This is a genomic window from Paenibacillus sp. FSL W8-0426 (assembly GCF_037969725.1).
GTDB lineage: Bacteria > Bacillota > Bacilli > Paenibacillales > Paenibacillaceae > Paenibacillus > Paenibacillus hubeiensis.
In genome coordinates this window covers 4,111,188-4,136,959 of record NZ_CP150203.1, presented here as the reverse complement: position 1 = coordinate 4,136,959, position 25,772 = coordinate 4,111,188, and the positions used below count along the sequence as shown (strand labels likewise).

Below are 25,772 nucleotides of genomic sequence, written 5' to 3'. Positions count from 1 at the left end.
TCTGCCTCTCCGTTAACGTGTGTATGTTTTTTGCGGTTTATATATTCAGCCAAATATAAATTTTACAAAAGTGAAGGGCAGTGATCGTCGTGCAGAAATGGCTTGAGGATGCGAAATTAGGAATATTCATTCATTACGGCATTTATGCGGTGCACGGCGTGGCGGAGTCATGGTCGTTTTACAATGGGCGCATGTCATACGAGGATTATATGAAGCAGCTGGACGGTTTCACCGCTTCCAAGTTTGATGCAGATGCATGGGCCGACTTGATCGAGAAATCGGGCGCCAAATATGCGGTGCTGACGACGAAGCACCATGATGGCGTGGCTCTGTGGGATACGAAGCACAGCCATTTGAACACCGTGAAGAAGACGCCCGCCGCGCGGGATATTGTCAAGCAATACGCGGATGCAATCACCGAAAGAGGGTTGCGGCTCGGGTTTTACTTTTCCCTGATCGACTGGTCCCACCCGGATTATCCGAGTGTATATGAAGGCGGGAACGTGCCCGAAGATCCTGCTTCGGCCAATCGCTTCTCCAGCCCCGTAGACGGCATCCAGGATGAATCCAGATGGGAGAAGTTTCTCGAGTTTAACAACCGGCAGCTGGAAGAACTGCTTACCGGATACGGCAAGGTAGACCTGCTGTGGTTCGACGGGGACTGGGAACGCAGCGCGGAGCAATGGAATTTGCCTCATTTCAAGCATTATTTGAAATCGTTCCAGCCGGAAATCATCATTAATTCGCGTTTACAAGGGCATGGGGATTACAAGACGCCGGAGCAAGGCCTTCCGATTACCCGTCCAGAGGGGCCGTGGGAATTTTGCACAACGATCAACGGTTCATGGGGGTATGTTCCTGCGGATGAGCATTACAAATCGCTGCATCAGATCGTGCGCATGTTCTGCGACTGTATCTCGATGGGCGGCAATATGCTGCTCGATATCGGACCGAAGGAAGACGGCACGATCGATGGGAGACAAGAAGCGATTCTGCTTGGATTGGGCAGTTGGATCAGAGCGCACGAAGAAGCCGTCTATGGGACAAAGGAGGGGGTCATGAGCCGATATTACGGGGATGGCAGCACGCTCTCGGCAGATGAGAAGACACTGTATCTCTTTGTGCATGGGGATCCGAAGGAAAGCATCTGCATGAAAGGGTTGTGCAATGAGATCCAAAAGGTATCGGTGCTTCACTCCGGCAAGCCACTGACCTATGACATCCACGGAGGGGTTCCCTGGTTCCAAATTCCCGGCACAACCTGGATTCATCTGACTCGCGAAGATACCCATGAGCTGACAACGGTAATCAAGCTGGAGTTTGCCGAAAAAGTCAACATGTATGGCGGCTCGGGAGCCGTCGTTACACATCACTGAATGGAGGGAACGAAATGACGCTAAGTGGTGTACCTGTTCCGCAAATAGACGTTTATCAGCCAAAGCACTATTTTTGCCGCCGCGCGGAAGGTGAGCTGGAGCTTGACGGGAAGCTGGATAAACCTTTCTGGGATCGGGCGGAGTGGACGGAGAAGTTTGTCGACATTGAAGGAGACCTGCGGCCGGCTCCCGCAAAGGATACGCGGGTCAAAATGCTGTGGGACGATGAACATTTTTATTTCGGCGCAGAGCTGTGGGAGGATCAAATCTGGGCGACGCTGACCGAGCGCGATTCCGTCATTTTTTATGACAACGATTTTGAAATTTTCATCGATCCGGACGGGGATAGCCACGGATATTACGAATTCGAGATCAATGCGCTGAACACGGTATGGGATTTGCTTCTGATCAAACCTTACAGGGATGGGGGTCCTCCGCTGGACAGCTGGGATATGAAAGGGTTGAAGACCGCCGTGCACATTGATGGCAAGCTCAATCAGCCGGAAGCGGATAACCGTAAATGGTCTGTGGAGATCGCGATACCATGGACCAGCTTGAAAGAGTGTGCCAAGGAACATCGTGCCCCGGTATCCGGCGAATTCTGGAGAGTGAACTTCTCGCGGGTGGAATGGCAGGCTGAAGTGGTGGATGGGACGTATCAAAAAGTGATCGATCCCGGCACGGGGAAGCCTTATCCTGAGGATAACTGGGTGTGGTCGCCGATGGGGCTGGTCAACATGCATTATCCTGAGCTGTGGGGATATGTCGTGTTTACGGATGAACAGGAGGAATTAAACCATTTTTCCATTCCGGAGGATGAGCAGATCAAGTGGGAGCTGCGGAAGCTTTATTATTTGCAGCGTAACTACAGAGAAAAGGAAGGTACGTTTGCTCAGGACTTGTCATTGTTGGATGGGTCACCTGATCTGGACATTACTACGGAAGTCGTTGCCGCGGACCGCTTGTTTCAAATTTCAGCGGCAACGGCGGATGGGAACGGGAAATGGATCATCAGGGAAGACGGTAAACTATGGAAAGATGGGAATGCGAGATGAGTGTGCAAACGTCGGTTTTTTCCCTTTCCCCCGAAGAGATGAATCGGATTGAAGATAAGCTGCGGTTAAAAAGGGAGCTAGTCGGGTCAAGGCTGAATGAAATGTTTGCCGTATTCCAAGAAACGTTGTCTCCGGAAGAGGAATGGGCGCTCAAATATCTGTATGCATACAGCCCGCTTCAGGATTTAGCCGATGTCCCTGGTGCATTACTTCTCAGTCATGTCAGGGCCGCGCTGAAGATTCGGCATGAGGTGCCTTGGGGAGAACAGGTTCCGGATGATTTATTCCTGTACTTTGTGTTGCCATGCAGGGTAAATACAGAAAACATCGAAGACTGGCGAGCTGCCTTTTACGCAGAACTGGCGGGCCGCATCCACGGTCTGTCCATGGCCGATGCCATCCTGGAGGCTAATTACTGGTGCCACGAAAAAGCGGTCTATACCGGAAGCGATCTGCGCACCGTTTCTCCGCTCACGATGATTCGGAGCGCAAGGGGAAGATGCGGCGAGGAATCGACGCTTGCCGTGGCTGCCCTTAGAAGCATCGGCATTCCTGCTCGCCAAGTCTACACGCCTCGTTGGGCGCATTGCGACGATAACCATGCTTGGGTGGAAGCGTGGGCGGATGGAAGGTGGCATTACATCGGGGCGTGCGAGCCGGAAGCGAGGTTGAACCAAGGTTGGTTTACGCCGCCTGCCCGCCGCTCGATGCTGATGAACACAAGAGTGCTGGGAAACTATCAGGGTCCGGATGACATCACTCTTGCCGAAGAAGGGTTTACCGAACTGAACCTGCTGGAGAACTACGCGCCTGCCAAAACGATCACCGTAGCGGTTAGAGATCAAGACGGCGGGATGATCGAAGGTGCTGCCGTCCGCTTCGAATTGTATAACATGGCCGAATTCTACCCCATTGCAGAGCTGATGACGGATGGGGAAGGGCAGGTCGGCTTTAAGACAGGATTTGGCGATTTGCTCATCAGGGCCGTGTATCGTGGGCGGTGGCAGGAGCGCAAGGTCAGCATTGGCAAATTGGACTCATTGGAGCTTGTTTTGGACCTGAACAGCGAACCTGTTCAGGAACGGGGCGTCGTTGATTTGGATATGGTTCCTCCACCCGAGACGGAAGGCGACGAACTGCCGGCAGTGACGGATGCAGCCGAGTCCTTGCATCAACGTCGATTGCAGAACGGGGACGCTGTTCGCGCATTGTTCGAAGGCACATTTGTGACGGAGTCGGAGAGCCATCGTTTAGCTCGGCAACTTGGCCTTTCTGAAGCACGGGTGTGGGATATCTTGCAAAAGGCGCGTGGAAACGGGCATGAAATAGCCGGATTTCTTCGGGAGAGCTCGCCCGAGCATGGGGAGTGGCCGCTGCTGTTGTTGGAATCGCTGAATAGCAAGGATTTGATCGACACATTTCGTCCTGTCCTGAATGAACATTTGAATGAATCGCTGCCTCTTCGCGGCATGCTGCCGGATCATTTGTTCATTCCTTATGTCCTGTGCCCGCGCGTTTCCTATGAAATGCTTGGCTTGTACCGAAGAGAATTCCGTGATTCCTTCAAAGCGGATGAGTGTGGTTCCATGGTGAAGGACCCGGCGCTTCTTGCCGCTGTACTGAAAAGGAATTATGTTTATGTTGAAAATTTGCCGAATCTAAAAGGCAAGGGAACAGCTGTGGGCACCTATCGGCTGATGGCCGGAGATGAAGAGTCGCTGGCGATTTTGTTTGTTTCCATGTGCCGCAGCTTGGGCATACCCGCTCGCCTGCATCCCCTGGAACGCAAACCTCAATACTGGAAACAGGGGGCATGGATGAGTGCAGATTTTGGAGATCAGGAAGATGTGGAGCAGGGCAGCGGTTTTATTCAACTCAAACGGATGGAAACGGCGCTGGCGACGCCAAAAGCATCTTATTATGAAAATGTCACGATTGCACGTCTTGTTGAAGGGAAATACGTAACGCTGCATTTGCCGCATGGAGAAACGAATCTGTTCGCGGCTCCGCTGGAGGTCGAGCAAGGATCTTATCGCATGACGACAGGCGTACGTTTGAAAAACGGCACGGTTAGCGTGAAGTTGACGTACTTCGAGGTGCAGGCGGGGGAAGAAACCCATGTTGACGTAAACTTCCGGAGTGTGGAGGAGGACCTTCCCGTTCTTGGCGCGGTAGATCAACAAATGGAGCTGCGTTGGCAGGACGGAACCGTAACCCGACTCAATGACCAAAGTCTTGGCCTGACTTCAGGCGCACTGCTGGCCTGGATCGAACCAGGAAGGGAACCGACCATGCATTTGTTGAGAGAGCTGGCCGATTCGAACCAAGCGTTGGCAGAAGGCGGTCTCCCGATCGTGCTGATTACACCTTCCTTGGGTACGATCAGTCCTTTTAGCGCAGATCCGTTGAAGCAGCTACCGGCACAGGTTCGATTCGCAGAAATGAACAAAGGCGCAATACCCGAAGTGCTGTGCAGTCCAATCGCGTTAGAGTCGGGATTCCCTCACCTTGCGGTGCTGGATCAACAATACCGCATTCGGTATGTTTCTTACGGTTATCGCATCGGAGCCGTGAAGGAAGCTGTTCGTGTCGGCGTTATGCTCGCGAAGTGACCTAGTGTGATCAAGGGAGAGGTGACATATGAGCCGAAAATGGATCATCGGATACGTCGGTCATCGTGATCTGAAGAGCGTGACAGAGGCCGATCTGAAACGAATGACGCACATCAATATCGCTTTTGCCGGTATTCGGGAGGGAGCCATTCACACCGAGCATTTGCAAAACATGGATCAAGTTTCCGTGATCAAGAGGACCCATCCGGATTTGCGCTTTATTTTGTCCGTTGGAGGCTGGAGCTCCGGCGGTTTTTCGGAGGCAGCGGCGACGGCAGAGGGCAGGAATAGAATCGCCGAATCTGCTGTGCTAGCCGTAACCACTTATGGACTTGATGGCATTGATTTGGATTGGGAATACCCATGTTATGGAGAGGCTGGGATTGCGGCATCCGCAAGTGACAAGCCGAACTTCACGATGCTGCTGAAAACCATCAGGGAAGCGTTGACACGGCAGGGTGAGTTGGACGGGAAGTATTATATGCTGACCATTGCAGCGGGAGCGGACCAATACTACGTGGATGGAACGGAAATGGATCAGGTGCAAAGGTACGTCGATTACGTGCAGCTGATGACCTATGACATGCGGGGCGGCTTTCAGGTATTAACGGGACATCATACAAATCTCTTTACGCCAACTGGGGATTTGTTCCGCATCAGCGTTGATGCTTCGGTCCAAACGTTTCACAGGGCAGGTGTGCCCAAGGACAAGATCATCATCGGTGCCGCGTTCTATTCCCGCATGTGGAAGGGTGTGCCCGACCGGAACGATGGATTGCATCAAATGGCAGAAACGACCGGCGGTTACGGTCCGGAGTATACGGAGTTAAACGCCAATTACATTGGGTTGAACGGGTATACCAGGCATTGGGATGATGAAGCAAAGGCGCCGTATCTCTTTAATGGACACACGTTTATTTCTTATGACGATCCTGACTCCATCCGAGCCAAATGCCGATATGTACATGATCATGAATTGGGCGGCATTATGTTTTGGGAATATAAATGTGACAAGACACATCAATTGCTCGAAACGATGGATCATGAATTTGACAGCCAATCGTAAACGAAAAGGGTTTGACTTTCATTTTGGCTTTGATTACAATAATAGGAAATATTGAACGTGATGACGAGAAGAGTAGATGCTGATTTTTTTATACAGAGAGCCCTGATGCTGAGAATGGGTGAAAAAACAGCATTGAAGCAAGCCTCCGAACGGTCCGCCGGAACAAAACGTGCAGCGTCAGGGATGGTGGAACGGGTGCTCCCGATATAGAGCACAGGGTTCAGTACGGTTCGCAGTATGAACGGAAATGGACTTGATGAGACTGGAATGGCGACATTTCGGTGAACCTGGGGTGGCACCACGAGAACTTCGTCCCCAAGACATATCGTCTTGGGAGGTGAAGTTCTTTTTTCGTTGATCATTACGTGGTTGATCATAACAGGGGAGGCATTCTAGCATGGAAGCAGGTTTCGACAAACCGAAAAAGGAAACAGAACATGAGTTGAATAGGGAATTCGTGATGGCGAGACGTGAAAATAAACAATCCCGGCAAGACGAGGACGAACGCAGCTCCACCCAAGGTGGGAGTTACCTGGAGAACCTCATCCGGGAAGATGTGATGGCTGGCCGTTTTCAACGTCCGATCTGTACCCGCTTTCCACCCGAACCGAACGGGCACCTTCATATCGGCAGTGCCTATGCTATTCACATCAATTACACCACAGCTCAAACATTCGAGGGTACCTTTCATTTAAGGTTCGACGACACGAATCCATTGAAAGAGGACATCTCTTACGTTGAGTCCATTCTCAAAGATATGGAATGGCTTGGTTACAGTCCTGGGGGGCACGTATATTATGGGTCTGATTATTCCGACCGAATCTATGCCGCAGCAGTTGAACTCATTCAACAAGGCAAAGCGTATGTATGTCATCTTTCTCCGGAGGAATTGGCAGCTAGCAGGGGAACGTTAACCGAACCAGGAACCGACAGTCCCTATCGCAATCGAACCCCAGAGGAAAATTTGCGCTTGTTTCAGGAGATGCGAAATGGAATCCATCCGGACGGATCTTGTGTACTTCGTGCAAAAATCGATATGGCTTCTCCGAACATGAATCTTCGTGATCCGGTGCTGTACAGGATCATTCATGCCCCGCATTACCGGACAGGAAATGTTTGGTGCATCTATCCAATGTATGATTTCGCTCATCCTATTCAAGACATGATTGAAGGCATTACACATTCCCTCTGTTCCATTGAATTCAAAGACCATCGTGCACTGTATGATTGGGTGCTGGCCGAATTGGGGATCTTGGAACCGCCCAGGCAGTGGGAGTTTGGACGCGTCAATATCGCCGGTGCGGTGACCGGCAAGCGTTACCTGCGGAAAATGGTTGAATCCGGCTGGGTAGATGGCTGGGACGATCCCCGGCTGCCAACGATTTCCGGCCTGAGACGCAGGGGATACACTCCCGAGAGCATTAGAGAATTCATCGGTGGCATTGGACTCGCAAGACAGCAAACAACGGTGGATATATCCTTGTTGGACCATGTGCTCCGTCAGGAGCTTAAACCGAATGTTCCGGCGATCATGGCGGTTGTTCATCCCCTAAAGGTGATACTCATCAATTACCCGAATGAAGGTGAAGAGATGCTGCCTATTGAAAACAACCCGTTGACCGCTGATCGGGGTGTGCGCGAGGTAGCCTTTTCGAGGGAGTTATACATTGACCGCGATGATTTCATGGAAGTTCCTGCGAAGGGGTTTCATCGGTTGGCGCCAGGTGCAGAAGTGCGGCTCAAGGGTGCATATTTCATTCGCTGCGAGGAGGTTATCAAAGATCCGCGATCCGGCGAAATCATTGAACTGCATTGCACCTACGATCCCCGAACGAAGAGTGGCAGCGGCTTCAAAGAGCGTAAAGTCAAAGGAACCATTCATTGGGTATCGGCCAAGCATGCTGTAACATGTGAACTGCGGCTGTACGATCAACTGCTGATTCCCGGAGTGAATTTGGACGATATTGGTGGGAATGAGAGGTTGGGGATGAATCCCGATTCTTTGCACATTGTTAAACAAGCAGTGGTTGAGCCTTATGTGCAGCAATCGAATCCGGGAGAACGATTCCAGTTCATTCGCCATGGCTATTTTATCCTTGACTCGATGAATGAGTCTTCAGGTGAACAGTTCGTCTTCAATCGGATTGTTTCGCTAAAGGACGGATGGAAGCGATAGAACACTCTTGCGAGCGAAATTAAAAAAACTAAAAAACCGTCTCCAGCCAAATGTCATAAACATTGGGAGACGGTTGGTTTTATGCGATGCAAGTTAGTGCTGATTCACAATCGCTGTAATCTCTTCATCCAGATCCAGGCGCACATCTTCGCGATATGCCCGAATATTGTATTCGCTGTGAAGATAGCGCAGGATTGCTTCGATCATATTGGACTCCACCAAGTATTGGCTGCGACCGGCAACCCATACTTCTGCGGTGTATCCCGTATCTTCTTCCCAGCTCAGCTCAACGTTGACCTCCGTTGGACGTACGCCTTTTCGCTCGGCGGTATGAATGCAAATAGCGTTGACGATTTCATCCATGCTCAGAATCATACGGATTAATACCGTCCGTTTCTGTTGCGGTCATCGTCACGATCGTCGCGGCTGTCATAGCGGCCGTGAGTTGCCGGTTTGCGGCGATTGGCAATCGCTCTGAAGAGGGCCATAGCCAGCATGACGATCGCTACGATGGCAATGACGTTAACCAACAGTCCGAGGATGTTGCCAAGGAAGCCCATGCCGCCGAACAGTCCGCCGAACAGCATTCCTGCCAGACCACCCAGCATCATGCCTTTCATGAAACCGCCGCCACCGCCGAAGAATCCGCCACGGTTCGTTGTTGAAGCGCCTGTAGTTGAATTGTTATTGGAATTGGATTGGCTCACGTTGTTGTCGGATTTTTTCGGTGTATTGGTATAGCTTTTTGTCCCCGATTTGAAACCGCCGCGTTTGGCGTCGGCGTAGTCTGGAGCGAAAGCAGAGACTGTACCGAACAACAGTGTGAACGCCATGAAAACCATCATGAGATGTTTGATGCCGAATTTGTTTTTCATTGGTAAGATCGTAACCCCCTGATTAAAGTGTTTGATGTGCTGCCCGATTGGGCCTTACTGCGTTAATACGAATGAATCTGAAGAGAAGTTTCAAATTTTTTTAAATTAATTTTGCGCAATGCTTGGTGTGGAATGAATGGCTTTTTGTCCGTCAAGCAGCTGAGTCACCCATTTGCACCATTCCAGTCCGGTTTGGGCATTCATCAGCCCTTTCTGAACCAGAATGTAACTGCCGAACTCGCGGCTGCCTACGCGCAGATTATCGTGAGGAATGCGGGATTTCAGCTCTTCATAATAACGGATTCGTTCCAAAAACCAATTTTTTCGTTCATTCAGGATCCGTCTCATACTGCCATCTTCCGCGATTCCTACGCATAGGATGCGCAAATTGAATTCGTCCCTCGTGACGGGAGCGGTTACAGGAGTGATCATCCACTCAAGCAGCTTTTCGATCCCTTGGTCCGTAACGGCATACATTTTTTTGTCTGGCTTGTCGGATTGCTGAACCCAGCGGGACGATAACAAACCTTCGTTTTCCATTTTGGATAGGAGAGGGTAGATCTGGCTGTGTTTGGCTTGCCAATGTGGCTGAATTTTCAGCATCAAATCATAACCTGACGACTCCTCGCGGGTAAGAAGCCCGAGCAATCCGTAGGAAAGTATGTTCATGCACATGTCTCCTTAATATTAGGGCTCGGTCAGTGAAAATCACGCCAATGGCGTAGAGCTGACCGCTTTCATAAAAGTGTACACTGAAACTGTATGGTTTGACAACCTGACAGACCAAGTGTCTAAAATTAGACAAAAAAAAGAGTGCGGAGAACGGCTCCGCACCCAAAGCGATATAAAGAGAGATGCCTATTGTTGTTCATACCCTTCAACGACAAGATCAAGCTTGCCTGTGTAGGAATCGATAATCATGCCGTGAACAGGTACGCCCGGTGGAAGCAGGGGATGATTCTTGATGACTCCCACAGTATGTTTTACCCCGTCCTCAACGCTGTCAAACCCGCGCAGCCACTTGGTCAGGCGAATTCCGGAGTTTTCGAGGGTGCTCATGACTTCCTCGGATACACCGCGCTCTACCATATGGCCGATCATCGTGTCTGCATGCAAGGATGCCATGCCGCACTCGGTATGACCGACAACGACAACCTCGTCCGCGCCGAGCTCGTAGATGGCAACGAGCACGCTGCGCATTACGGAACCGAAAGGCTGGGAGATGATTGCACCCGCGTTTTTAATGATTTTGACTTCGCCGTTTTTCAGGTTCATTGCTTTCGGCAGCATTTCCACCAGACGAGTGTCCATACATGTGATGATAGCCATTTTTTTGGTCGGGAACTTACCGGCCGTATACTTTTCGTATTCTTTGGTCTCGACAAATGTTTTGTTGTACTCCAAAATCTCTTGAATGTTGTTCATGTCCATTGCCTCCTGTTATCCAATACGATGAGCACGGCCGCTTGCATAATTCGCAGCTTGTCCTACGCTCTTAAGCTTATCATGGTTTGCCCATGACCCATCATGATGATTCCTACATCTCTTGCACTGGTATTCCGCCCAACAAGGGCATATTAAAAATTGCATCTGTTAAAAGTTGATTATACGCATTGCAAAAAGTATCATCAATAGGGGATGCAAATATTTTTGGAGAGGTGACGGCCCATTATGGACGAAAATACACAGAAACAGCTGGATTCATTCCATGAATTGGTTCGCAAAATTAAAAGTTATCACGAGGCGATCGGCCTGCTGCATTGGGATCTGCGCACGGGTGCGCCCAAAAAAGGCGTTCCGACCCGATCCGAAACGATTGGCATGTTATCCACCGAAGCATTCAAATTGCAAACTTCTGCAGAGATGAAATCCCTGCTCGACGCGTTGACTCATAAAGACGCATGGGAAAAGCTCGAGGACATAGACCGCCGCATGGTTGAGGACTGCAAAAAGGAATATGAACGAAGCCAGTCCGTGCCGCCCGAAAAGGTACAGGCTTATGCCGTACTTGCCGCCAAGTCGGAAACCGCTTGGGAAGATGCCAAACATAACAGCGATTTTGCGGGCTTTGCGCCCTATTTGACAGACATCGTGAAGATGAAACAGGAGTTCATCGACTATTGGGGCGTAAAGGCCACGCGTTACGATACGCTGCTGGATATGTACGAGCCGGACCTTACGGTGGAAAAGGTAGATGCCGTATTTGATCGGCTGAAGGCACGTCTTGTGCCGCTGCAGGAGAAAATCAACGCTTCGCCGAACCAACCCAAAACCGATTTCCTGGACCAGTTGTTCGACAAGGAGCAGCAAGAAAAATTCAGCCTCTTTATTCTGGGTCAAATGGGGTACGACTTTGAAGCAGGCAGACTGGACGAAAGCGTTCATCCGTTCGCAACCGGATTTAATCCCGGGGACGTTCGCATCACGACGAACTATTTGCAGGACGACGTGACAAGCGCCATTTTCAGTTCCTTGCATGAAGGCGGACACGCACTTTACGAGCAAAACATTGATGCAAGCCTGGAAGGCACGCTGCTCGCGGAGGGCACCTCGATGGGCATTCATGAATCGCAGTCCCGTCTATGGGAAAATATGATCGGCCGCAGCCGTGCGTTCTGGACGCGTTATTACAAAGATTTGCAGCAGCATTTCCCTCAGCTGGCCGAGGTGGAGCTGGAAGATTTCTATCGTGCGATCAATCGGGTGGAAAGCTCGCTGATTCGCATTGAAGCGGATGAATTGACCTACAATCTGCACATCATCATTCGTTATGAAATCGAGAAAATGCTGTTTAACGAGGGGCTTTCTGTGCAGGACCTGCCCGAAACATGGAACGCCAAATACGAGGAGTATCTCGGCATCGTTCCGCCGAACGACGGTCTGGGCGTCCTTCAGGATGTTCACTGGTCGGGCGGCGATTTCGGATATTTTGCTTCCTATTCGCTGGGCAACATGTATGCCGCCCAAATCGTACATACCCTCCGCAAAGAGCTTCCCGAATTCGATGAACTGGTGGCCGCAGGCAACCTGATTCCGATCAAGGAATGGCTCACGGACAAAATCTACCGTTACGGCAGAAGCCGCAAACCTTCGGAGTTGATTCTCGCCATTACGGGCGAGGAGCTGAACCCGGACTATCTGGCCGATTATCTGGAAGCGAAATACACGGAAATTTACAACCTGTAAGGACATTCGTCCATTCAAGGAAAAGCCTGACGTGAGAACATCTCATGTCAGGCTTTTTTTGTGCTCCCGGTAGGCGATGAACACCGGTGGCGGAATCCATTCTTTTGCCGTACCCGAGTTCTTAACATTTTGATGGGCGAGCGCATATTGATGGTAGAGAGAACAAACCGCACACGAAAAGGAGGGAAAAGCATGAAATATACGCCCTGGTTTATCCGGGCCATCGTCATATTGCTGATTATCATCGTGGCGCTGACAAGTTGCAGGCAGAACGGTAACGAAGCCAAAATCACGATCGGCGAGGTCACGCGTTCCGTGTTCTATGCCCCGCAATACGTCGCGGCAGCCCAAGGCTTTTTCGAAGAGCAGGGACTGGATGTGGAAATTCAGACGACGGCCGGCGGCGACAAAACGATGGCGGCGCTGCTTGCAGGATCGGTGGATATCGCGCTCGTTGGCGCCGAGACGTCCATCTACGTGTATCAACAAGGCGCAGAGGATCCGGTGATCAATTTCGCCCAGGTTACGCAGACGGACGGAACGTTCCTGTTTGCCAGGGATGCCGCAGGCAGCTTCGACTGGGAACAGTTGAAAGGATCCGAATTTCTGGGTCAACGCAAGGGCGGCATGCCGCAAATGGCAGGGGAGTTCGCGATGAACAAACACGGCATTAACCCGCATGCCGATCTGCATTTGATCCAGAACGTCGATTTCGCAAACATTGCCTCTGCATTTGCTTCAGGCACGGGAGATTTCGTGCAGCTGTTCGAGCCCCAGGCTTCGATCTTCGAGCAGGAAGGGCGCGGCAAGGTCGTTGCCTCCTTCGGAACGGAGAGCGGCCAATTGCCTTATACGGTGTTTATGACCAAAAAAAGCTACTTGAACGAAAAAAGCGATATGATCCAAAAATTCACAAACGGATTGCATCAAGCACAGTTGTGGGTCGAATCCCATTCAGCCGAAGAAATCGCCGAAGTCATTGCGCCATTTTTCAAGGACATCGATCCGGCCATTCTCGTCAGCAGCGTGGATCGATACAAGCAACAGGGAACATATGCTACCGATCCGATGATCGACGAAGGCGAATGGAATAACCTGCTTGACGTGATGAGCGCGGCAGGCGAGCTGAAAGAGCGGGTAGCGTTGGAAGCGATCGTGGACAATGCTTATGCCGAGTCGGCTTCGTCTTCCAAGTGATTCGGAGTTCGGGAAAGGAAGTGATTGCCGATGCCTGAATCCGAACCAATGATACGATTGCAAGGCGTTTCGCAAGTTTACGTGAGTGAGCGGGAAGCTTCCCTGGTCCTTGAAGATTTGAATCTTCAGGTCGAGCAGGGAGAATTCGTGAGCCTGGTCGGGCCAAGCGGTTGCGGCAAAACGACGCTGTTATCCATCATCGCAGGGCTATTGGTGCCTACTTCAGGGGAAGTAAACGTCAAAGGCAGGCTCGTAGACGGTCCCTCGGCGCATATTGGCTACATGCTGCAGCAGGATTATCTGTTTCCATGGCGCACGATTCTGGACAATGCTTTGATCGGGCTTGAATTAACGGGCCGGCTTGATGAGCGCAGCCGTGCGCGGACGCGCGAACTTTTGGCCGGCATGGGGCTTTCCGGCACGGAAAATCAATATCCCTCGGAACTGTCAGGCGGTATGAGGCAGCGCGTAGCCCTTGTTCGCACGCTGGCGACGGAACCCGGGCTGCTTTTATTGGATGAACCGTTCTCCGCGCTCGACTATCAAACGAAGCTGCAGCTGGAGGATCTGGTATCCGATACGTTGAAACAAACCGGCAAGACGTCAGTGCTCGTAACGCATGACCTGTCGGAAGCCATTGCCGTCAGCGACCGGGTCATCGTGCTGGACCGGAATCCCGGCCGAATTCGGCGGGAATTTGTCATCCCGGACGCCATCCGAAATGTCCAGCCTTTTTATGCAAGGGAACAGGAAGAATTCAACGAGCTTTTTCAAGCGTTGTGGAACGAATTGGATCAGTCCGGAGGAGGTGAGCAAAGCAGGTGAATCAGACCGAAGAGAAACCGCGGATCCGGGAAACATGGCTGCGAGAATTGCATCAAGGGCACCTGCGGCAGGTGTCGGCATGGCGCCGTAAAGTGCTTGCCGTACAACTGGCATTGCTGGTAGCCATGTTTGTATTGTGGGAATTGGCCGGGCGGCTGCGCTGGATTGACGTGCTGCTGTTCAGTTATCCGAGCAAAATATTCAGCCAGATCGGCAAAGATGCGGTCAGCGGAGAGTTGTGGACGCATCTGGCGGTTACCGTAGGTGAAACGGCAGTGGGTTTTTTACTGGGTACACTTGTCGGAACCCTGCTTGCCGTGCTGATCTGGTGGTCCCCTTTTCTGTCCAAAGTGCTCGATCCGTACATGGTCGTGTTCAACAGCATGCCGAAGGTCGCGCTTGGTCCCATTTTTATCGTCATGTTTGGCGCGGGCTTTACGGCGATCGTAATGACGACTTTATCGATTACGGTGATCATTACCACCCTTGTTGTCTATAATAGTTTTAATGAAGTCGACGACAATTACATTAAAGTCATCCGTACTTTTGGGGGAAGCAGATCCGAAATTTTTGCCAAAGTGGTGCTTCCGGCTTCATATCCGGCGATCGTTTCCACCTTAAAGGTGAACGTGGGCATGGCGTGGGTAGGCGTCATCGTCGGAGAATTTTTGGTCGCCAAACAGGGGCTTGGGTATTTGATCATTTATGGTTTTCAAGTGTTCAATTTCACGCTGGTGCTTTCGAGCCTGCTCATCATTGCAGCGGTAGCTACCGCGATGTATCAGATGGTCGTATACGTAGAGCGCAAATTGCTGGCAGGACGCCAATGATATGTACCGAATTTCACAGAAGGTGTCACGTTGCCCGAAAACTTAAAATCAAGTACCATAACGATGACGAATATTCCGCGCAGTCCGGAATGGATGCGGCGATGGACAACGTGGCTTGAGCGCTTTCGCCGCATCAATCTTTTGCCAGCGTCCCTGTTCCGGGGCGCATTGTTGTGTTACCGGCATGCTGTGCATGTCGGTTGACTCCGTTTATCTTGTTTCAAAAGAGCCGGAACGGATTCCGCCCGCCTGATTTAGGGGATGAAAGCTGGCCGGGACATATGTGCAGCTAAGAGGAGAGGACATTTAGAAATGGGTTTTAGGGTAATCAAAACCGCAATCGCAGCTCTGATGGCTGTTCTGATTGCGGACGGGTTCGGCTTGCCTGGACCAACTTCGGCAGGTTTGCTGGCCATACTTGGCGTTGACGTCACGCGCAAAAGGAGCATTCGGACCATTTCCGCGCGGTTCTTCGCGTCCGTGGTAGGGCTCCTGTTTGCAAGTGTACTTTTTCACGTATTAGGATTCCACTACTGGGTATTGGCCATTTACATATTAGCTGCCTTTCCGGTGATCGTCAGGGCCGGGTTCAAAGAAGGCATCGTCACGGGATCCGTCGTAGTGTTCCGCGTGTTCAGCGGCGGGGAAATGGATCTGCACGTCATCCTTGTCCAAATCGGGCTGCTCCTGATCGGTCTTGGTTCCGCGATGGTGGTCAACCTGGCCTACATGCCTGCGGCAGATCCGCAAATGCTCCGCATCCGCAAACGGATCGACGAGTTGTTTTCGATCATTTTCAAGGAGTTTGCCACGACGCTGCGCAATCCGAACGAGGTGTGGGCAGGCAAGGAACTGATCGAAGCGGACAAAGCGGTGCTTGGAGGCATAGAAGCGGCCAAGCGTTCGTTGGAAAACCAGGTGATTCATCCCAACGAGGGCTGGAGCGTATATTTTTATATGCGCAAAACGCAGCTGGATTCCATTCAGCATATGATGCATCTAGTCTCGCAAGTTTATCAGAAAATGCCGCATGCCGAGATGGTTGCCGAGCTGTTCGAACAGCTCAGCCAGGACGTGTTGACGGAATCCTATACCGGACGGACGGAAAAATTGTTGGCCGAAGTGCAAGAGGAATTTAGGAGGATGGAGCTGCCGGATACAAGGGAAGAATTCGAGATTCGTTCGGCCATTCTCCAATTATGCCGCGAACTCGCGTTGTATCTGAAAATCGCGAAGAAAGACAAAGCGCCTTCGCCGATCGCCGACCGTGTCCACTCTACAAACGAATAATAGAAAATAGTTGTCACCCTAGACGGATGCCCTGCATACACTTGTAGTGAATGATTGCATGGAGGAGGTTTAGAGATGTCATTGAGTCATAAACATCAATGTAGAGAGATCATTACGAAAGCGATCTGCGGCAAGGGTCGTAAGTTCTCTACCGTAACACATACCGTGACTCCGCCAAATGGTCCGACAAGCATTTTGGGGGCTTGGATTATCAACCACCAGTATGAAGCCGTATCAGCGGGAGACGGAATTGAAGTTATTGGTACTTACGATATCAACATCTGGTATTCCTATGACCAGAACTCGCAGACAGATGTAGCCAAAGAGACGGTGTCCTATGTAGAACTTGTGCCATTGTCGTATCTGGATTCCAAACACCGGGCGTCCACGGTTGAGGTGTCTGCGGAGGCAACGCAGGAGCCTAGCTGTGTGGAGGCCGCGGTGTCGGCGGGGGGCGGCAGCGTCATCATCCGGGTGGAGCGGGAATTCGCTGTTGAATTGATCGCCGAAACCAAGGTGTGCGTGAAAGTGTGCACCGAGGGCTGCGGGGATTACGAAGACAAGGATTATGACTTCAACAGCACCGATGGAGACTATGACGATCTCGATCCCGATTTGCTGGATGACGAACTGTAAGTTGGCCGAAGCCGCCGTGTGAGGGGATCACTCATTTTGAAGTTAATGTATCTTATGCGCCGCAAGCGGCAATGAGAGGGCGGAAGCCCTCTTTTTTTAATTATTTGTGTTCACCCGAAAAGGGAGTTGGCCTGATGAATGGGATGGTTATCAATTTGCGGGCGAAAGAGGAGAAGGGGCATGCATGTGATGGATGAGGCCGAGTCGGCCGTACAGCGTTACGAAAAAATGACCCTGGCCGAACGGTCCGGTCGGCTTGAGCGATCCGGCATCGATTATCTTGCCGGTCGCAGCAAGCAGATTCGCGGCCCGGGTTTGCGCGCAGCCTATGAAGTACACATTTGCTGCCTCCAGGCGATCCGCATCAAACGCAGGGATACCGGCGATGCGAGCAGGCTGCGGGAGAGTTTGTTGGAACGGGACGACGCCTCGACGTTATTTCGAAGATTGGAGCGCATGGCAGTCAAGACGCTGTATGCCCTGGGACTGGACCACGGAGAGGTCCGGCTGGAAGCGGGGGGCAGGAATGGCTGCAGCGTCGTATCGATTGACCCCCGTCCATGGAAAGGATGGACGGAGCTTACCTCCCTGTACCGGGAAGCATGGAAGCAGCATCAAACGGCTTTGGACGAGGAGCAGGCAAACGAAGTGTCGCCTGTCCTCGGCATGGATCCGGAATTTCTGCTGGTGCAGATGCCCGAAGCCAAAATTGTGCCGGCCTCCAGGTTTTTGGAGCGTACCGGGCAAGCCGGGTGCGATGCCGTAACGATCGGCGGCAGACGCGTATATCCGGTGGCAGAGCTTCGGCCCGAGCCGAGCTCGGAACCGCGGGAACTGATTGCTCATCTGCTGCGGGCGTTCGGATCGGCTTCGCGCAGCATTACGGACCATACGTTGATCTGGCAGGCGGGGAGCATGCCGCAGCGGGGTCTTCCGCTCGGCGGACACGTTCATTTCAGCGGCATAACGCTGAACGGGGAGCTGCTGCGGACGCTCGACAACTATTTGGCTTTGCCGCTTGCCATGCTGCAGGATCCTCGCGGCGATGCCCGGCGTCCGCGTTACGGAGCCCTCGGCGATTTCCGCCTGAAATCCCATGGAGGCTTCGAGTACCGGACCTTGCCGAGTTTTCTGGTTTCTCCGTTGGTGGCAAAGGGGGTGGTTGGCCTCGCAGGCCTGATCGCTTCCAATTACAGAAGGCTGCGCCAGCGTCCGCTCGCAGGGGCGGCCGTGCATGCCGCTTTTTACAGTGCGAGGCGGGAGGTGCTGGGACAGCAGCTTCCTTCGCTGCTGAACGATTTGACCGCATTGAGCGATTACGGGCGTTACGAACGGTATGTCGCTCCGCTAGTCGCCCATATGAGAGAAGGAAACACCTGGGATGAGAGCCGTGATATTCGCAAGTTATGGAATATTCGGGCAGACACATGAGGTATGGGCACTTTTTTTGGTTTTTGATATAATGGAAATCAGGTCAATTTCGATGAGATAACAAGAAGTGGAAGAATCGGAGCCTGTAAGGGGAGCGGCTGATGGAAGAAACGTGAGGCGGCGGCACATCGGTGCCTGACCGCCTTTATTGTACCTTCCGGCTGCTTCCCTCCTGGCAATTTGCAGCAACGGATGGAGGATAACGATGGCTCAGTATACGCCTATGATACAACAATATTTGCAAGTCAAAGCCGAGGCGCAGGACGCTTTTCTTTTTTTCAGGCTGGGCGACTTTTATGAAATGTTTTTTGAAGATGCCATTAATGCGGCGCGTGAACTTGAAATCACGTTGACTGCCCGCAACGGAGGTTCGGACGAGAAAATTCCGATGTGCGGCGTGCCGTACCATTCAGCAGAAGGGTACATACAACGTCTGATCGAGAAGGGGCATAAAGTTGCGATTTGTGAGCAAATGGAGGATCCGACGGTCACCAAGGGCATGGTGCGGCGAGAAATCGTGCGCGTTATTACGCCTGGCACGGTGATGGAGGGCAAAACGCTCGGGGACAAGTCCAACAACTATATCGTTTGTTTGACGGGAGATGCGAACACGCTTGCGCTTGCGGCATGTGATTTGTCTACGGGTGAGCTGTATGTGACGTCGGTTCCCTATTCAAAGGAATGGTTGAAGGACGAAATCGGCATTTACGAACCATCCGAGCTGATCGGAGACGCTGCGCTGCTGGATGAGGTGGCTGCCCAAGCATCGCCAATCGGGCGACCTGTCGTATACACCCCATGGGTGAAAAATAAAGAAGAGCTTGTGCGCCAGCAGTTCGGGGAAGCGGTCTGGGCGCGTCTCGAGCCTGAGCGTCAGGCATGCATCGCGCGGCTGTTCTCCTATTTGAATGAAACGCAAAAACGTTCATTAGGACAATTGACGCAGATCAGCGCTTATGAGCCGGATCATTACATGATTTTGGACCCGTTCACACGGCGCAATCTGGAGCTGGTTGAAACCGTGCGCGAACGCTCCAAAAAGGGTTCCTTGCTGTGGTTGCTCGATCGCACGGAAACGTCCATGGGAGCGCGCATGCTGCGCCGCTGGATCGACAAACCTTTGCTGCAAAAAGGGAAGATCAACGAGCGGCTCGAAGCGGTGGACACGCTGTATAACCAGTTTATTTTGCGCGAGGATCTGCGGGCCGAACTTAAGGATATTTACGATTTGGAACGCTTGGTTGGACGAATCGCCTTCGGCAACGCGAACGGACGGGATTTGAACGCGCTCAAAATGTCGTTGGACAAGGTTCCGGCACTGCGCCGGCTTTGTGCGGATTCGACTTCCGCCACGCTTCGCCATATCGCGGAAGTGATGGACGATTGCAGTGACCTGCGCGATGCGATCGCGAGCGCCATTGTGGACGAGCCTCCGGTTTCCGTGCGTGACGGCGGAATTATTCGTCCAGGATATCATGAGCGGCTGGATGAGCTGCGCGAAGCCTCTGTCAACGGTAAACAGTGGATTGCCGAGCTGGAAGCAAGGGAACGCGACGCAACCGGCATCCGGTCGCTGAAAATCGGTTATAACAAAGTGTTCGGCTATTACATCGAAGTGACCAAATCGAACCTGTCGGCACTGCCGGAAGGGCGTTATGAACGGAAGCAGACGCTCGCCAATGCGGAGCGTTTCATTACGCCGGAGCTGAAGGAAAAAGAAACGCTGATCCTTGAGGCACAGGACAAAATGGTCGATATCGAATATGCCTTGTTCACGGAGCTGCGTGACCAGTTGAACCGGCAGGTGGCCAGATTGCAGAAACTGGCTGAGCAAGTGGCGGAAATCGACGTGTACCAATCCTTTGCTGCGATCAGCGCAGAGCGCAACTTCGTTCGTCCCGTGCTGACGGACGGTTATGATTTTGTGGTGGAGCAGGGCCGCCATCCGGTCGTGGAAGCGGTAATGCATTCGGATGCGTTCATTGCCAACAGTACGGCGATCCAGAAGGACGCTGCGCGCATCCTGCTCATCACCGGACCGAACATGGCCGGCAAGAGCACGTACATGCGTCAGGTGGCGCTGATTTCGATCATGGCTCAAATCGGCTGTTTCGTTCCTGCCGGCAAAGCGGAAGTGCCGATCATGGACCGCATTTTCACACGAATCGGCGCTGCGGACGATCTGATTGGCGGCCAGAGCACGTTCATGGTGGAAATGGCCGACATTCAGGTCATGACCGAAAAGGCGACGCCGCGCAGTCTGATCATTATCGATGAATTGGGCCGGGGAACATCCACGAGCGAAGGCATGGCCATTGCGCAATCGGTGATCGAATACGTGCATGACGTGATCGGCTGCAAAGCGCTGGTTTCGACGCATTTCCATGAGCTTGCGCATCTGGAGGAAAGTTTGGACAAGCTGGCCAACTACTCCATGGCCGTGCAGGAGAGCGGAGACAAAGTTCATTTCCTGCGCAAACTGATTGCTGGCGCAGCGAGCAGCAGTTACGGCATCTATTGCGCGCGTCTCGCCGGATTGCCGGATACGATCATTGAAAGGGCGAACGGCCTGCTGCACGGGTTTGAACAGGCGGCTGCACAGGTTGCGGTGGGCAGCGAGCTTGCGGCGAAAGAAAAGAATTCAAGTGGCGTGCCGTCTGCCAGTTATGAAACAGATCAGGCCGCATCCGACGGATCCTCCATTCTTCGGGATGAGAAGCAAGTGAATGGATCGACCGGATCGGTGATTCGGGAGGACTACCGACCTTTGGACAATACAGGCAAGGACCGTCAGGGGAAAGGACGGCAGGAAGTGGTTCAGCTCTCGATCTTTGATGAAGAGGAGCCTTTGCACACCCCTGAACCGATTACTTCCGTGCCGGATGAGCGTACCCAGGAACTTATCCGCCAGATGAAGGATGTGGATGTCATGAACATGACCCCGCTTCAGGCGATGCAGCTGTTAAACGAACTTAAAGTCAAAGCCCAGCAATTATCCTGATTCAAGCGGGAGGGGAATAAACGATGGCGAAAATCCATGTGCTGGATGAACATATTGCCAACCAGATTGCGGCCGGGGAAGTCGTTGAACGCCCGGCCTCGGTCGTCAAGGAGCTGCTCGAAAATGCGATCGACGCAGGGGCAAGCAAAATCGAAGTGAGCGTGGAAGAGGGCGGATTGCTCAGCATTCGGGTCAAAGACAACGGATCCGGCATTGAGCCGGATGATCTCGAAACGGCTTTCTACCGCCATGCCACGAGTAAGATTGCGCACGGGCGGGATCTGTTTCAGATCACGAGCCTGGGCTTCAGGGGAGAAGCGCTGCCCAGCATCGCGGCCGTGTCCAAGGTCGAGGTGCTGACGGCCAGCGCGGACGACGGCCGGGGCCGCAAAATTGTCATCGAGGGCGGCAAGCTGTGCTCGCACGAGGATGCAGCTTCGCCGCAAGGGACGGAATTTGTGGTGAAGGAGCTGTTTTATAACACGCCGGCCAGGCTCAAATACATGAAAACCATTCAAACCGAGCTGGGGCACATCTCGGATGTGCTGTACCGGATGGCATTGTCCCATCCCGACATTTCGTTCACGCTGCGGCATAATGCCAACACGTTGCTCCAGACGCTGGGGAACGGAGACCTGCTGCAGGTGGTGGCAGCCATTTATGGCACGAGCGCGGCCAAAGCGATGCTGCCGATTGAAGGCGAAAATTTGGATTACCGCGTCAAAGGTCTGATCAGTCTGCCTGAATGGACCAGAGCGAATCGGGGCGGCATGTCGACGATTGTAAATGGACGGTATATTCGGAATTATGGGCTGAATCAGGCCATTCTCAAGGCATATCATACCCTTCTGCCTATTAATCGTTACCCGCTCGTCGTCGTACAGCTGGACATGCATCCTTCGCTTGTGGACGTCAACGTTCACCCTGCGAAGCTGGAAGTGCGGTTCAGCAAGGAGACTGAACTGTACGAGTTCGTGGAGACGACGCTTCGCGGCATTCTGCGCAAAGAAGTGCTGATTCCTCAAGTCACGAAACAACAGGTCAGACGCGGGGATGATCGGGCCATCATTCAGGAGCAGTTTGTATTTCCAAGGGCACCGTACAAAGACGAGCTGCCCGCGGAGGGGGAGGGACGTCCGGAATTCCATCCCGATCAACGGATTCAAGCGCCTCGCCTGAACGAGGATGCGGTTGCCTCGAAGCCTTCCGGACAGAGTGCGAACATTGAAGTCGATCCGGATATGGACCTGGAGGCACCTGCTGAAGTGAATGAGGGAGAACGTTTGGATTTCTCGGCCCAGTTGGCACCTCTTCCCGAGGTTCCTCCCGAAGAGACCACTGCCTACGGCTCGGCAGGGACGGACGAAGTCATCGTGCCTGCATCTGCAAAACCGTCGACTTCACAGCCTCCCGAGCATAGCCGAGGTGCAGACTATCGTTCCAAAGCTTCGGCTTCGCCGGTGTCGGTGAAAGAAAGCCGTCCGGCTTACCAGCCACCTTCGCCAGCTGCGCAGCGGGAGTATGCCGGAACGGGCAAGCCGCTGCCGGATGTCGACAAACTGGCTGCTGCGCTGAAATCCGATGCGGCCGTGCCGTCGTTTCCGGAGCTCAGCCTGATCGGACAGCACCATGGCACGTATTTGATCGCGCAAAGCGATGACGGTCTCTACCTGATCGACCAACATGCTGCGCATGAACGGGTGAATTACGAATATTATTTCGAAAAATTCGGTAATCCCGCGCAGGCTTCGCAGGAGCTGTTGCTGCCGATCACGCTGGAATTTACGCCTTCCGAGACCGAAAAAATCAAATCCAGGTTGGCCTGGTTCGAGCAAGCCGGCGTTTATCTGGAGCATTTCGGCGGCCAGACGTTCCGTGTACGCTCCCATCCATATTGGTTCCCGCATGGAGACGAGAAGGATATTATAGAAGAAATGTGCGAATGGGTGCTCAGTGAACGCAGCATCGACGTGGGCAAGCTAAGGGAGGCTGCATCCATCATGTGCTCCTGCAAAGCATCCATCAAAGCGAACCAAAAGCTGACGGAGCAAGAGGCCGAGGTGCTGATTCAGCGTCTTGCGTCTTGCCGCCAGCCATACACTTGTCCGCACGGGCGTCCCATCGTCGTTTCATTTTCAACGTATGATCTGGAAAAATTGTTCAAACGGGTCATGTGACTGTTTAGGAGGAAGTTATGTATATTACAACCGGTGACACGCAAGCCGATTCCCTGGTGGAACGCGCTCGCCGCTTGGCGCAATTGACAGGCGGAACATATGTGCCGCGCGGCAATATGTCCCTGTCCAAAATGGCCGACCGATACCAAGCCAACGAAATTCTGGTTGTTCTGCAAGGAAGGGCACGACTATATCGCAAACATGCGGAACAGCTTGAGTTTCATCCCAGCATGGGGTTTATCCGGGCGAAGCGCGTGCTTGCGGGAGAGTCTGATCCGATGTTGGATGCCGGAGCGGTCCGCCAAGGGGATACGATCCTCGACTGCACAGCCGGACTCGGGACGGATGCGCTCGTATTTTCGGTAGCGGCAGGCCCAACGGGAAGGACCATTGCTTGCGAGAGCTCGCTGCCGATCTACGCGCTGTTAGCCGAGGGCATGTCCCACTATGAAAGCAAACTGCCCGAGGTGGACGAGGCGTTTCGCCGGATCGAGCTGCATCATGCCCATCATCTGGATTTGCTGCGCTCCTTGCCGGATAACAGCTGCGACACCGTCTATTTTGACCCGATGTTTCGCGAACCGATGATGGATTCGAGCGCCATCCAGCCTTTGCGTGATTACGCGAATCCGAGCGCGCTGGACATCGAGAGCATCGAAGAGGCAAAACGGGTTGCCCGCAAGCGAATCGTCATGAAGGAAAAGCGCGGCAGCGCCGAATTTACGAGGCTTGGCTTCGACGTTCTCGATCGGGCCAATGCAAAAACACTGTACGGAGTGATCCATGTTGAAAGCGGAAGTTAAACCGAAGCTGCTTGTGCTTGTCGGGCCGACGGCGGTAGGAAAAACCAAAATGAGCATCGAGCTGGCCAAGGCTTTCGATTGCGAAATTATTTCAGGCGATTCGATGCAGGTCTATCGGGAGATGGATATCGGAACCGCCAAAATTACCCGGGATGAAATGCAGGGCATTCCCCACCATCTTATTGATATTCATGATCCCGAGTATCCCTATTCCGTGGCCGAGTTCCAGGAGAGCTGCACGCGTCTGATCGGCGAAATCCATGGGCGCGGCAAGCTGCCGTTTATCGTGGGCGGCACCGGCTTGTACGTGGAGTCGGTTTGTTACGGCTTCCAATTTTCGGACAGCGGATCGGACGAAGCGTTTCGGAATGAGCAATTCCGCTATGCGGAGCAGCATGGGGCTCAAGCGCTGCATGACCGATTAAGGGCCGTTGATCCCGCGAGCGCAGACCGTTTGCATCCGAACGACCAGCGCCGCATCGTGCGCGCGCTTGAAATTTTTCATTTGACCGGGCAAAAGTGGTCCGAGCAGTTGGCTTCCCAGCAGAAAATATCCCCGTACGATCTCCTGATTGTCGGCCTGACGATGGATCGGCAAAAGCTGTATGCGCGCGTAGAAGAACGGATCGATCTGATGATGGAACAAGGATTGGTTGACGAGGTGAAATCGTTGCTGGAACGTGGCGTAGGTCCTGGACACATCTCCATGCAGGGATTGGGGTACAAGGAAATTGTCGCTTACCTGCAGGGCGAGGTGAGCTTGGAGGCCGCGGTGGAATGGCTGAAAAGGGATACGCGCCGTTTCGCCAAACGCCAGCTCTCCTGGTTCCGGCACATGAAGGATATCGAGTGGGTGGACGTTACGGACACCGAGGATTTCGAAGGTAATTTCAGGAAGGTTCGTTCACGGATCGAGCAACAATTTTATTAAAAACATCGGGACTTTGGGCCTCTGTCTTCTCCAGGCGAGAAGATGGGGGTTCTTTTTGCAAACAGGAACCAGGGGACCATTTTTCGTCGGTTTCTGGACGGTGGGGGCCAACGAAACGCTGGAAGAACGATTGAAAATTTGCCCCCCTTTTGCAATTGTGACAAGCGGTGTATAATGGATAAGTCTTCTAATCGTCATGAGCCTCATGCTGAGGGGCGAGTTGACAGACAAGGGGTTTTTGTGGATTATATGAAACTGTTCATGATATAATAGCACGAAAGCTACTCAGCGATATTGAATACGAA

20 protein-coding genes and 1 other annotated feature are annotated in these 25,772 nt (G+C 52.6%); of the genes, 16 read left to right on the top strand and 4 right to left on the bottom strand.

Features of this window, described 5'->3' with window-relative positions; all coding sequences use genetic code 11:
• Positions 1-89: 89 nt before the first annotated feature.
• The 5 genes from MKY59_RS18400 to MKY59_RS18380 all read left to right on the top strand — a co-directional run bounded on the left by MKY59_RS18400 (position 90) and on the right by MKY59_RS18380 (position 8,285).
• A complete protein-coding gene (locus tag MKY59_RS18400; protein ID WP_339272970.1) occupies positions 90-1,376 on the top strand; it encodes an alpha-L-fucosidase in 1,287 nt (428 codons plus the stop codon).
• A gap of 14 nt (positions 1,377-1,390) precedes the next feature.
• Complete coding sequence (locus MKY59_RS18395; RefSeq protein WP_339272968.1) at positions 1,391-2,431, top strand: carbohydrate-binding family 9-like protein; 1,041 nt, start codon at positions 1,391-1,393, stop codon at positions 2,429-2,431.
• The gene (locus tag MKY59_RS18390) at positions 2,407-5,043 is read left to right on the top strand and encodes a transglutaminase-like domain-containing protein (protein ID WP_339272966.1); all 2,637 of its coding nucleotides are present in this window, start codon (positions 2,407-2,409) and stop codon (positions 5,041-5,043) included. Before MKY59_RS18395 ends, MKY59_RS18390 begins: the two co-directional genes overlap by 25 nt.
• Positions 5,044-5,071: 28 nt before the next feature.
• Entirely contained in the window at positions 5,072-6,109 is a 1,038-nt protein-coding gene (locus MKY59_RS18385) for a glycoside hydrolase family 18 protein (protein WP_236412121.1), read from the top strand.
• A 51-nt stretch (positions 6,110-6,160) separates the two neighbouring features.
• Positions 6,161-6,429 (top strand) — a binding site (T-box leader).
• Between the two features lie 77 nt (positions 6,430-6,506).
• The gene (locus MKY59_RS18380) at positions 6,507-8,285 is read left to right on the top strand and encodes a glutamine--tRNA ligase/YqeY domain fusion protein (RefSeq protein WP_339272963.1); all 1,779 of its coding nucleotides are present in this window, start codon (positions 6,507-6,509) and stop codon (positions 8,283-8,285) included.
• 93 nt (positions 8,286-8,378) lie between these two features.
• Here the strand turns inward: MKY59_RS18380 and MKY59_RS18375 are convergent, their stop codons facing one another.
• The 4 genes from MKY59_RS18375 to MKY59_RS18360 all read right to left on the bottom strand — a co-directional run bounded on the left by MKY59_RS18375 (position 8,379) and on the right by MKY59_RS18360 (position 10,585).
• Positions 8,379-8,660 carry a YxcD family protein gene (locus MKY59_RS18375; RefSeq protein ID WP_339272961.1) on the bottom strand — a complete coding sequence of 94 codons (282 nt, stop codon included), beginning with the start codon at positions 8,658-8,660 and terminating at the stop codon, positions 8,379-8,381.
• A 5-nt stretch (positions 8,661-8,665) separates the two neighbouring features.
• Positions 8,666-9,160, bottom strand: coding sequence for a hypothetical protein (locus MKY59_RS18370; RefSeq protein ID WP_236412125.1), 495 nt, complete (start codon positions 9,158-9,160; stop codon positions 8,666-8,668).
• A 105-nt stretch (positions 9,161-9,265) separates the two neighbouring features.
• Positions 9,266-9,829, bottom strand: a complete 564-nt coding sequence (locus MKY59_RS18365) for a PadR family transcriptional regulator (protein ID WP_236412127.1) — start codon at positions 9,827-9,829, stop codon at positions 9,266-9,268.
• 189 nt (positions 9,830-10,018) lie between these two features.
• Positions 10,019-10,585 (bottom strand): carbonic anhydrase, encoded by a 567-nt coding sequence (locus MKY59_RS18360; RefSeq protein ID WP_236412129.1) that lies wholly within the window; start codon positions 10,583-10,585, stop codon positions 10,019-10,021.
• Between the two features lie 246 nt (positions 10,586-10,831).
• Here MKY59_RS18360 and MKY59_RS18355 point away from each other — a divergent pair, with 246 nt between their 5' ends.
• From MKY59_RS18355 to miaA, 11 genes are all read left to right on the top strand, one after another.
• Positions 10,832-12,346 (top strand): carboxypeptidase M32, encoded by a 1,515-nt coding sequence (locus MKY59_RS18355; RefSeq protein WP_339272958.1) that lies wholly within the window; start codon positions 10,832-10,834, stop codon positions 12,344-12,346.
• Positions 12,347-12,538: 192 nt separating this feature from the next.
• On the top strand, positions 12,539-13,543 hold the full coding sequence (locus tag MKY59_RS18350; protein ID WP_236412133.1) for an ABC transporter substrate-binding protein: 1,005 nt from the start codon (positions 12,539-12,541) through the stop codon (positions 13,541-13,543).
• A 30-nt stretch (positions 13,544-13,573) separates the two neighbouring features.
• Entirely contained in the window at positions 13,574-14,368 is a 795-nt protein-coding gene (locus tag MKY59_RS18345) for an ABC transporter ATP-binding protein (protein WP_236412135.1), read from the top strand.
• Positions 14,365-15,198, top strand: a complete 834-nt coding sequence (locus MKY59_RS18340; RefSeq protein ID WP_339272953.1) for an ABC transporter permease — start codon at positions 14,365-14,367, stop codon at positions 15,196-15,198. Before MKY59_RS18345 ends, MKY59_RS18340 begins: the two co-directional genes overlap by 4 nt.
• A 312-nt stretch (positions 15,199-15,510) precedes the next feature.
• Entirely contained in the window at positions 15,511-16,488 is a 978-nt protein-coding gene (locus MKY59_RS18335) for an aromatic acid exporter family protein (protein ID WP_236412138.1), read from the top strand.
• A gap of 75 nt (positions 16,489-16,563) precedes the next feature.
• Positions 16,564-17,124 (top strand): outer spore coat protein CotE, encoded by a 561-nt coding sequence (locus MKY59_RS18330; RefSeq protein WP_339272950.1) that lies wholly within the window; start codon positions 16,564-16,566, stop codon positions 17,122-17,124.
• Positions 17,125-17,304: 180 nt separating this feature from the next.
• Complete coding sequence (locus MKY59_RS18325; protein WP_339272948.1) at positions 17,305-18,555, top strand: hypothetical protein; 1,251 nt, start codon at positions 17,305-17,307, stop codon at positions 18,553-18,555.
• A 205-nt stretch (positions 18,556-18,760) separates the two neighbouring features.
• On the top strand, positions 18,761-21,556 hold the full coding sequence (mutS, locus tag MKY59_RS18320) for a DNA mismatch repair protein MutS (protein ID WP_339272946.1): 2,796 nt from the start codon (positions 18,761-18,763) through the stop codon (positions 21,554-21,556).
• 23 nt (positions 21,557-21,579) lie between these two features.
• On the top strand, positions 21,580-23,733 hold the full coding sequence (gene mutL, locus MKY59_RS18315; RefSeq protein ID WP_339272944.1) for a DNA mismatch repair endonuclease MutL: 2,154 nt from the start codon (positions 21,580-21,582) through the stop codon (positions 23,731-23,733).
• A gap of 17 nt (positions 23,734-23,750) precedes the next feature.
• Positions 23,751-24,536 (top strand): class I SAM-dependent methyltransferase, encoded by a 786-nt coding sequence (locus MKY59_RS18310; RefSeq protein ID WP_236412148.1) that lies wholly within the window; start codon positions 23,751-23,753, stop codon positions 24,534-24,536.
• On the top strand, positions 24,517-25,467 hold the full coding sequence (miaA, locus tag MKY59_RS18305; RefSeq protein ID WP_236412149.1) for a tRNA (adenosine(37)-N6)-dimethylallyltransferase MiaA: 951 nt from the start codon (positions 24,517-24,519) through the stop codon (positions 25,465-25,467). The genes MKY59_RS18310 and miaA overlap by 20 nt, the downstream gene beginning before the upstream one ends.
• Positions 25,468-25,772: the final 305 nt, after the last annotated feature.